Source organism: Micromonospora sp. NPDC057141, assembly GCF_042670805.1.
In the GTDB taxonomy this organism is placed as follows: Bacteria; Actinomycetota; Actinomycetes; order Mycobacteriales; family Micromonosporaceae; genus Micromonospora.
The window spans coordinates 51,643-60,862 of sequence record NZ_JBHUVA010000024.1 but is presented as its reverse complement, the minus strand read 5'-3'; the positions used below and the strand labels follow the sequence as shown (position 1 = coordinate 60,862).

General features: G+C 73.4%; 10 protein-coding genes. 5 read left to right on the top strand and 5 right to left on the bottom strand.

Annotated features, from left to right (window positions below):
* Positions 1 to 89: 89 nt before the first annotated feature.
* Positions 90 to 797 (bottom strand): histone, encoded by a 708-nt coding sequence (locus ACFT41_RS15465; RefSeq protein WP_377613890.1) that lies wholly within the window; start codon positions 795 to 797, stop codon positions 90 to 92.
* An 82-nt stretch (positions 798 to 879) separates the two neighbouring features.
* Positions 880 to 1,083 carry a hypothetical protein gene (locus ACFT41_RS15460; protein WP_377613889.1) on the bottom strand — a complete coding sequence of 68 codons (204 nt, stop codon included), beginning with the start codon at positions 1,081 to 1,083 and terminating at the stop codon, positions 880 to 882.
* A 195-nt stretch (positions 1,084 to 1,278) separates the two neighbouring features.
* On the opposite strand from ACFT41_RS15460, the gene ACFT41_RS15455 reads away from it, so the two are divergent.
* The 5 genes from ACFT41_RS15455 to ACFT41_RS15435 all read left to right on the top strand — a co-directional run bounded on the left by ACFT41_RS15455 (position 1,279) and on the right by ACFT41_RS15435 (position 6,478).
* Positions 1,279 to 1,782, top strand: a complete 504-nt coding sequence (locus ACFT41_RS15455) for an NUDIX domain-containing protein (RefSeq protein WP_377613888.1) — start codon at positions 1,279 to 1,281, stop codon at positions 1,780 to 1,782.
* Positions 1,783 to 2,024: 242 nt separating this feature from the next.
* Positions 2,025 to 3,248: a S8 family peptidase gene (locus ACFT41_RS15450; protein ID WP_377613887.1), complete on the top strand. Its 1,224-nt coding sequence runs from the start codon at positions 2,025 to 2,027 to the stop codon at positions 3,246 to 3,248.
* Between the two features lie 193 nt (positions 3,249 to 3,441).
* Complete coding sequence (locus ACFT41_RS15445) at positions 3,442 to 3,963, top strand: hypothetical protein (protein ID WP_377613886.1); 522 nt, start codon at positions 3,442 to 3,444, stop codon at positions 3,961 to 3,963.
* 242 nt (positions 3,964 to 4,205) lie between these two features.
* On the top strand, positions 4,206 to 5,819 hold the full coding sequence (locus tag ACFT41_RS15440; RefSeq protein ID WP_377613885.1) for a SulP family inorganic anion transporter: 1,614 nt from the start codon (positions 4,206 to 4,208) through the stop codon (positions 5,817 to 5,819).
* 227 nt (positions 5,820 to 6,046) lie between these two features.
* Complete coding sequence (locus ACFT41_RS15435; protein WP_377613884.1) at positions 6,047 to 6,478, top strand: hypothetical protein; 432 nt, start codon at positions 6,047 to 6,049, stop codon at positions 6,476 to 6,478.
* A 56-nt stretch (positions 6,479 to 6,534) separates the two neighbouring features.
* On the opposite strand, the gene ACFT41_RS15430 is transcribed toward ACFT41_RS15435, so the two are convergent.
* The 3 genes from ACFT41_RS15430 to ACFT41_RS15420 are packed head-to-tail and all read right to left on the bottom strand — an operon-like array spanning position 6,535 to position 9,199.
* Positions 6,535 to 7,374, bottom strand: a complete 840-nt coding sequence (locus tag ACFT41_RS15430; protein ID WP_377613883.1) for an ABC transporter permease — start codon at positions 7,372 to 7,374, stop codon at positions 6,535 to 6,537.
* A complete protein-coding gene (locus ACFT41_RS15425) occupies positions 7,371 to 8,330 on the bottom strand; it encodes an ATP-binding cassette domain-containing protein (protein ID WP_377613882.1) in 960 nt (319 codons plus the stop codon). Before ACFT41_RS15425 ends, ACFT41_RS15430 begins: the two co-directional genes overlap by 4 nt.
* A 29-nt stretch (positions 8,331 to 8,359) precedes the next feature.
* Complete coding sequence (locus ACFT41_RS15420) at positions 8,360 to 9,199, bottom strand: DUF4097 domain-containing protein (RefSeq protein WP_377613881.1); 840 nt, start codon at positions 9,197 to 9,199, stop codon at positions 8,360 to 8,362.
* Positions 9,200 to 9,220 lie beyond the last annotated feature (21 nt).

Below are 9,220 nucleotides of genomic sequence, written 5' to 3'. Positions count from 1 at the left end.
AATCCTGACACGGCAGGACCGACCCGCTCCTGGCCGGAGGCATCACCCACCCCCACCCCACCCCGAGCCGGGGTCGGGTGGGGGTGGGGTTAGCGGGTGCGGGGGGGTGCCGACTTCTTCGCCGGGGCCTTCTTGGCGGTGGCCGTGCGAGGGGTGCCGGCGGCCCGGGGCGAGGCGGTCTTCCGGGCCGTGGTCTTCTTCGCCGCCGCGGTCGTCCGCTTCGCCGCGGTCGTCCGCTTCGCCGCCGGAGCCTTCTTCGCCACCGCGCCGGTCCGCTTCGCCGTGGTCGTGCGCTTCGCCGCCGGAGACACCTTCTTCGCCGCCGTGGTCGTCCGCTTGGTCGCCGCCATACCGGTAGCGCTCCTCGTGGTCTTCCTGGCGGTCGTGGTCTTGGCGGCCGGGGCCTTCTTCGCGGGCGCCTTCTTCGCCGCAGCCCTCGTGGCGGGCGCCTTCTTCGCCGCAGCCCTCGTGGCGGGCGCCTTCTTCGCCGCAGCCCTCGTGGCGGGCGCCTTCTTCGCCGCGGCCCTGCTGCTGACCGGGGCTTTCCTGGTCGCCACCTTCGTCGCGGCGGTCTTCTTCGCGACCGCCTTCTTCGCCGGCACCCGGCCAGCCCCGGCGCCGGAGGCGTTCGGGGATGCCTTGGTCACGGTCGACCGCCGGGTCGCCGTGGTGGCGGTGCCGGCGCGGCCCGCGGTGGCGGCCCGGGTCGTGCCCGTGGACCGTCCGGCCGCGGCGGTCTTCTTCGCGGTCGTACGTTGGGCGGCCGGGCGGGTGGTGGCCTTTTGTGCTTCGGCCATCTCGGTTCCCTCCTTGGGGACATGCGCTCGCGTGCCTCCTCTCGGGGCACGGAGTTCCTCGACGCGGGCCGTCCCGCGCCGTCTATCTGTCCTCCCCGGCCCAACGGGCGTCCTCGGCGTCCCACGCGTCGTTGCGCTCCCGCACCTGTTGCAGGGCGTTCTCCGCGTCAGCTGCCGAGGCGTACGGCCCGAGCACGTGCCGCGCCGCGCAGACGTCGGCCTCGGTCTCGACCCGGTGGTGTCGCGTGCACCAGTAACAGTGCCCACCACTTCCGCTGTCGCTCATGGGATCACTGTGCACCGCGTACCGCCCGGCCGCCACCGGTTCGGGTAAATAGCCGCCGACGCCTTCCACAGTAGACGCGCTCTTCGGCCGCCGGGCCGAAACGGCGGAACCCGCTCACCGGGCGTCCGCGCCGGCAGCGGGAACCCACGCCGTCTGCCTCCGCGCTCCCCGATCGGGGACGGCTAGGGTCGCCGGATGGGTGTTCCTGACTACGTCGTACGGATGCGCGAGCACGTCGGTCACGACCTGCTCTGGCTGCCGAGCGTCAGCGCGGTGGTCCGCAACGACGCGGGCGAGCTGCTGTTGGGCAAGCGGTCCGACGACGGGCGCTGGTCGGTGGTCAGCGGATTCGTCGAGCCCGGTGAGCAGCCGGCGACCGCAGTGGTGCGCGAGGTCGAGGAGGAGACCGGCCTGCGGGTGGCCCCGCAGCGGCTGAGCAGCGTGCTGTCGCGCCCGCACACCTATCCCAACGGCGACCGCTGTGAGTACCTGAACCTCGGCTTCCACTGCCGGCTGCTCGGCGGCACCGCCCGGGTCAACGACGACGAGTCGGAGGCGGTCGAGTGGTTCCCGATGGACCGACTGCCGCCGCTGGACACCCACGCCCGGGTCGTCGTCGCGCACGCGCTGGGCGGAGAGAGCACGGCCTGGTATCTCCCGGCCGGGACGGTGTGGGCGGAGGGCGGCGACGGCCGCTAACGGCGCTCCCGTCCCCCACCGCCCGCCCTGGGACGCTTCATGTCAGCCTGGGCGAGAACATACCGTCCGTCACCGGGGCCCGCCGGCCCGCGCGTTCCAGCGGGGCGTACGCGACGAGATACGCGCGATGCTATGACCCATTCGATATATAGCTCCCTGTGGATCTATCGATAGCCTGTCATCACGATCTCAGACCGCGTACCAGCAGCTCCCGCGCGGTCGACGACAGAGGAGACCGATAGATGACGCTTCCCCGCAAGGCCGCCACCCTCGGCGTGCTGACCGCATCGGCGCTGGCCGCCACCATGATCGGCGGCCCGGTGTCCGCAGCGCCGGCGACCGGCGAGATCCGCCACGCCGGCGGCGCCACCGCCGTCCCTTCCAGCTACATCGTCGTCCTGAAGGACAGCGCCGTCGGCGGGAAGGCCGGCACCCGGGCCACCGCCGTCGCCAGCTCCGCCAGCAGCCTGGCCGAGCGGTTCGGCGGCAGCGTCGCCCAGGTGTACGGCGCGGCGCTCAACGGCTTCGAGGTACGGCTGTCCGAGGCCGCCGCGAAGCGCCTCGCGGCGCACCCGTCCGTCGCCTGGGTCGAGCAGAACCACGAGGTCAGCATCCAGACCACGCAGGCGAACCCGCCGTGGGGGCTGGACCGCACCGACCAGGCCGCTCTGCCGCTGAGCAGCTCGTACAACTACACCAGCGCCGGCACCGGCGTGACTGCCTACGTCATCGACACGGGCATCAAGACCACCCACAACGACTTCGGCGGCCAGGCCGTCGACGGGTACGACGCGGTCGACAACGCCCTGCCGGCCGCCGACTGCAACGGCCACGGCACCCACGTCGCCGGCACCGTCGGCGGCACCTCGTACGGCGTGGCCAAGGACGTCAAGCTCGTCGCCGTGCGGGTGCTCAACTGCCGGGGCCGGGGCACCAACGCCGGCGTCATCGGCGGCGTCAACTGGGTGACCTCCGACCACCAGGCCGGCCAGCCGGCGGTGGCGAACATGAGCCTCGGCGGCGGGGCGAACTCGTCGCTGGACACCGCCGTGGCGAACTCCATCGCCGACGGGGTCACCTACGCGGTGGCCGCCGGCAACTCCAACGCCAACGCCTGCTCCTCCTCGCCGGCCGCCGTGCCCACGGCGATCACCGTCGGGGCGACGCAGAGCAACGACGCGCGGGCCAGCTTCTCCAACTACGGCACCTGCCTGGACATCTTCGCCCCGGGCGTGGACGTGCTGTCGGCCTGGTACAGCAGCAACACGGCGACCAACACCATCAGCGGCACCTCGATGGCCTCGCCGCACGTGGCCGGCGCCGCCGCCCGCGTCCTGTCCAACAACCCGACCTGGACCCCGGCCCAGGTCGCCGCGCACCTGACCAGCACGGCCACCGCCGGCGTGGTCACCAGCCCCGGCACCGGTTCCCCGAACCGCCTGCTGTACGTCTCCCCCACCAGCTGATTCCCCACCCCTGGTACGGCCCCGGAGCGTCCGATCGCTCCGGGGCCGCACCGCGTCCAGGGTCGGGTCACGACAGGCCGTCCATAGCGCGCATTAATCCGTTAAAACGGGCGTAACCGGCACCGCAGGTCGGGAGTTCTACGGTGTGGTGGCACGCGGTGCGCGTGCACGCGTACCGGCCTGGGGGTGAGCGGTGCAGCGCAGACTCGTCACCGTTCTCCTCGCCCCGCTGCTCGCCTGCGCGCTCCTGCTGCACATCGGCGTCGCCTGCCGCGCCCCGCTCGACGCAGCCGTCCCGCTGCCCACCGGCACGGCGCTCGACGCCAGCACTCCGGCCACCGCCGCGACGCCCGCCGACGCGGCACCCCGGGCCGGCGGGGATGCCCGCCCCGAGGCGGCCCGGGCCGCCGTGCCGCCGCGTACCGGACGGACCGGGCCGGTGACCCTTGAGGCGTACCGCGTGGTGACCACGCTCGCCGCGCGCACCGGGCAGTCGCCCGTCCCCACCGTCGTGCCCCGCTTCGACGGAAAGGCGTGCGGTTCGGTCAGCCGCTCCGGCCGAGGCAACCAGAGCACCGACCGTCGCGACCCCGGGCCGCAGGCCGTGTCGGCCCTGCCCGACGCCACCGTCCGCCGGGACAACACCGCCGACGGGCGCCCCGCCGACGCAGACGCCGGACCCGATCCGGTCCGGCTGAGCGTGCTGCGCTGCTGAGCGGCGCCAGCCGGAACCCGGCCCGCCCGCCGTCGCGGGCGGCGTACGGCCGGCGGGCGGCGAGGACGTCCCCCGGCCGGTCGGGCACCTCCCCGTACACCTGACCACCACGCGGTCACCCGCCGGCCACCGCGCCGCCGACACCCCGTACCCCCGGCTCGGCCGGCGGCGCGACCAGCCGGCGGCCGGCGTCGGTGGCCGACCCGTTGCCCGTTCCCCCGCCTTTTCCCCGGATGTGAACGATGTCGCCTCCCGCCCTGCCCTGGCGCACGCTGCGCGCCGACCTGTCCGCTTCCGTCGTCGTCTTCCTCGTCGCCCTTCCGCTCTGCGTGGGCATCGCCGTCGCCTCCGGCGTGCCGGCCGAACTGGGCCTGGTCACCGGCATCGTGGGTGGCCTCGTCGTGGGGTTCATGCCCGGCAGCAGCATTCAGGTCAGCGGCCCCGCCGCCGGCCTGACCGTGCTGGTCGCCGAGGCCGTGGACCGCTACGGCCTCGCCGGCCTCGGCACGATCGTCCTGGTCGCCGGGTTGCTCCAGGTCGGCCTGGGGCTGCTGCGGCTCGGCCGCTGGTTCCGCGCCATCACCGTGTCGGTGGTGCAGGGCATGCTCGCCGGCATCGGCCTGCTGCTCATCGCCGGGCAGCTCTACGTCCTGGCCGGCGTCGCCGCGCCGCACACCGGGCCGGGCAAGTTCACCGGCCTGCCGGGGCTGGTGGGCGAGGTCGCCACGTCCACGCCGGCGCGGGTCTCGCTCGCCGTGGGCGGGGCGACCATCGCCGTGATGGTGCTCTGGGACAGCCTGCCCGGCCGGCTGCGGACGGTCCCCGGCGCGCTCGTCGCCGTCGTGGCGGCGGCCGGGGTGACCGCCGCCCTCCGGCTGCCCGTCGACACCATCGAGGTCGAGGGGCTGCTCGCGGCGATGCAGCCGTCGCTCGGGCACTGGGGCACCCTCGCGGACCTCGGCGTGCTCGCCACCATCGCCACGTTCACCCTGATCGCCTCGGCGGAGAGCCTGTTCAGCGCGGCGGCGGTGGACCGGCTGCACCAGGGCCCGCGCACCGACTTCGACAAGGAACTCGTGGCGCAGGGCACCGGGAACGCGATCTGCGGCCTGCTCGGCGCCCTGCCGATGACCGCCGTCATCGTCCGCAGCTCCGCCAACGTGCGGGCCGGGGCGCGGACCAAGGTGTCCCGGGTGCTGCACGGGCTGTGGCTGCTGCTGTTCGCCGCCGCCGCGCCCGGCCTGATCGAACTCATCCCGCTGCCCGCGCTCGCCGCCGTGCTCGTCCACGCCGGGACGAAGCTGCTGCCGGTGCGGGCGATGCCGCAGCTGTGGCGGGAGCACCGGGGCGAGGCGGTGGTGCTGGCGGCGACCGCCCTGGCCATCCTCACCACCGACATGTTCACCGGCGTGCTCGTCGGCCTCGGCCTGGCCGTGGTGAAGACCGCGTGGGAGACGTCGCACGTCCGGGTCACCGTGCGGGACGCCGCCGTGCGCGACGCTGGCGTGCGGGACACCGCCGTGCGCGACGCTGGCGTGCGGGACACCGCCGTGCGCGACGCTGGCGTGCGGGACACCGCCGTGCGCGACGCCGGCCCTGGTCCGGTCGAGGTCGCGATCACCGGCAACGCCACCTTCCTGCGGCTGCCCACCATCCTCACCACGCTGAACGACCTGCCGGCCGACCGGACCGTCCGGCTGGACCTGGGCGGCCTGCGGCACGTCGACCACGCCTGCCGGACGGCGCTGGACGCCTGGATCGAGACGCACAACGGCAACGCCGGCGTGTCGGTACACGTCGTGGCCCCACGCCTGGCGGAGGACGACCGTCCCCGCACGGTCGACGCGACGGACTGACGCGTCCCGGCCCGGGCCTCGGGGCGGGACGGGTTCGGGTTCGTCATGTCGGCGACATGGCGGTATCGCGCCGTCGGGATGCCACCATGTCGCCGACATGGTGGCGGCGAAGCGGCGGTGGACGGCGGGTCGTCGGTGGGGTCTGGTTGACTCGGGTACGGATCGGGCGTCGATCGGCGCGGCAGGGGTCGACGACGCCCTGCCGCGCTAGCGATCGCGCCGAGCCGATGAGCCGAGACCTTTCCTCGGGCTCGTTCGGGCGGGCGCATCGTGAACTGCACAGTCACCTGCCGTCCGGCGATGGCGACCCGCTCGACCGGCGTCCGGTCGCCGATCTCGGTCATCGTCACGTACGCGGGCTCGGCGTCGACGTTGCGGAAGACGGCGAGCTGCCAGAACTTGCCCGTGTCGCCGCCGTCCATCGGCACCGGCACCACCGCGTCGGCGGCGGCGTCGCCGGTCGGCTCGCCGATGGCGCACGGCCACTGCAACGTGACCATTACCCCGTCCTCGCCGGAGAGGAGCCCGCCGGCCAGCGGGATCGGGTCGCGACAACCGTTGTACGGCTGCTCCGCGCTGCCCAGCGAGGCGGTCTCCAGCTGCTTGCAGGTCAGCGCCTTCGCCTCGACCGGCGGCAGCAGGGTCTTGCGCATCGGTGATCCTCTCGGGAAGCGGGCCGCAGCCGAAGTACGGCCCCGCCAACGCCGGCCCACCGTCAGCGCGAGGACTCCCGGTTGAACAGTCGCCTCGACCAGAGGTGGCCGCCCAGCGCGACGGCCGCGCACCAGGCGAGCGCGATCCACGCGTCGTTCCCGATCGGCTCGTCCATCAGCAGGCCGCGCAGGGTCTCGATGATCGGCGTGAACGGCTGGTACTCGGCGAACCAGCGCAGACCGGCCGGCATGGAGTCGGTGGGGACGAACCCGCTGCCGAGGAAGGGCAGCAGGACGAGCGGCATGGGCAGGTTGCTGGCGGTCTCGACGCTCCCGCTGACCTGGCCGAGCGCGACGGCCAACCAGACGAGCGCGAAGGTCACGGCCACCAGGAAGCCGGCCGCGGCCAGCCACCCGCCCGGCCCGGCGGTGGGCCGGAAGCCGACCAGCAGGGCAACGCCCGTCACGACCGCCACGCTGAACATCGCCTGGATCATGCTGCCCAGGACGTGTCCGGTCAGCACCGAGACACGGGCGATGTGCATCGTACGGAACCGGGCGATGATCCCCTCGGTCATGTCCATGGCGATGGAGATCGCCGTCCCCTGGACCGCGGCCGTCACGGTCATCAGGATGATCGCGGGCGCCACGTAGTTGGCGTACGCGGCACGCCCGCCGGCCGCGCCGCCGGGCACCGCCCCGCCCAGCCCGGCGCCCAACGTGCCGCCGAACACGTAGACGAACAGCAGCAGGAAGACGACGGGCATCGCCACGAGCGTCACCGTCATCGACGGGTACCGCAGCATGCGTCGGAGGTTGCGGCGCAGCATCGTCGCCGAGTCGCGCAGTGGATGGAAGCGCAGTGCCGCCGGAGCCGGGCCGGTGAGGGCGGGGGTGCTCATCGGGTGGTCACCTTCTCGTCGGTGGGGTCGCCGGTCAGGGCGAGGAAGACGTCGTCGAGGTCGGGGGTGTGCACGGACAACTCGTCGACCTGGATGGCCTGGTCGTCGAGCCGGCCGATCAGGGTCTTGAGCGAGCGCAGGCTGCCGTCGCTGGGCACCCGCAGGGCGAGGGCGTCGCCGTCGCGCGAGGCCCGGCCCAGCACGCGCCGGGCCGCGTCGAGGCCCTGCGGGTCGGCGAACCGCAGGCGGACGTGTCCGCCGGGGATACGGCGCTTGAGTTCCTCCGCGGTACCCTCGGCGACCACCCGGCCGCGGTCGAGGACCGCGATCCGGTCGGCCAGCTCGTCGGCTTCCTCCAGGTACTGCGTGGTCAGGAAGATGGTGACACCGCCGGCCACCAGGTCCCGGACGATCTGCCACATGTTCCGGCGGCTGCGCGGGTCAAGCCCGGTGGTCGGCTCGTCGAGGAAGATCACTTGCGGGCTGCCGACCAGGGTCATCGCCAGGTCGAGCCGCCGCCGCATGCCCCCGGAGTAGGTCGACGCCGGCTTCCGGGCCGCCTCGGTCAGGTCGAACTGTTCGAGCAGCTGGGCGGCCCGCCGCCGGCCGGCGCTGCGGGCGAGGTGGCGCAGGTCCGCCATCAGCAGCAGGTTCTCCTCGCCGGTGAGCAGGTTGTCCACCGCGGAGAACTGGCCGGTGACCCCGATCGCCGCGCGCACCGCGTCCGGTTCGCGGCCCAGGTCGTGCCCGGCGACCCGGACGTCACCGGCATCTGCCCGGAGCAGGGTGGACAGGATCCTGACCGTGGTGGTCTTCCCGGCGCCGTTCGCGCCGAGCAGCGCGAAGACCGTGCCCTGTGGCACGAACAGATCGACACCATCGAGTACGACCTGGTCGCCGAACGATCTCCGTAGTCCGGTCACGGCGATCGCCGGCCGGGATTGCGTACCGATCATGGGTGTTCTCTCCTCGGGACGGATACGGGTCAGGAGCGGTGGATGGTGATGTCGCCGTAGGAGGTGGCGGCGCGCACCTCGACGGTCTCCTCGGTCTCCCCGGGCCGGCCGGTGTTCTCCAGCAGGTTGCGTACGTGCCCGTACCCGGTGTTGACCTCCAACCAGGCGGCGGTGCCCTCGGCGATGCCGACGTCCAGGTTGCCGGCGGCGGTGCCGAGCACAACCGCGCCGCGGGCCACCTCGCCGAGGCGGATGCCGCCGTTGGAGGTCTTCGCGTCGACACCCGCACCGGCCCGCTCGATGTGGATGTCGCCGTTGGCCGCGCGCACCCGCGCGTCGCCGGTGGCCGCGTCGATCGTGGTGTCGCCGTTGGAGTTCTTGACCACTGCGGCGCCCTGGATCTCGCCGAGCTGGACCTTGCCGGAGCCGGTGGAGATGTCGGCATCGCCCGCGACGGCGTCGACGGTGACGTGGCCGATCCCCGTGTGCAGCCGCAGCGGGCCGGTCCGTTCGACCCGGACGTCGCCGGTGGTCTTGAGCCGGCACTCACCGAGCCGGCCGGTGCAGCGGATGTCGCCCATCACCAGGTGGGCGGAGAGCGGGGAGCCGCTGGGCAGTTCGATGGAGACCTGCACCGACCTGCTCTTCTTGGAGAAGTCGAACGTACGCTTCGGGCCGGTGACCTGGAGCGCGCCGCCGGTGCGCTCGACACGGACCTGCGCGGCGGCCTGCACGTCGGACTCGTCGGACTCGTCGCTGGGCCGGACCTCGACGACGGTGTCGGCCCGGTCGCTCGCGGCGATCCGCACGTTGGCGACGCCGAGTTCCAGCGTGACGGCGATCGGTTCGGGCGTGTCGAAAGTAGGCATGGTTGTCTCCGCATCATGGGT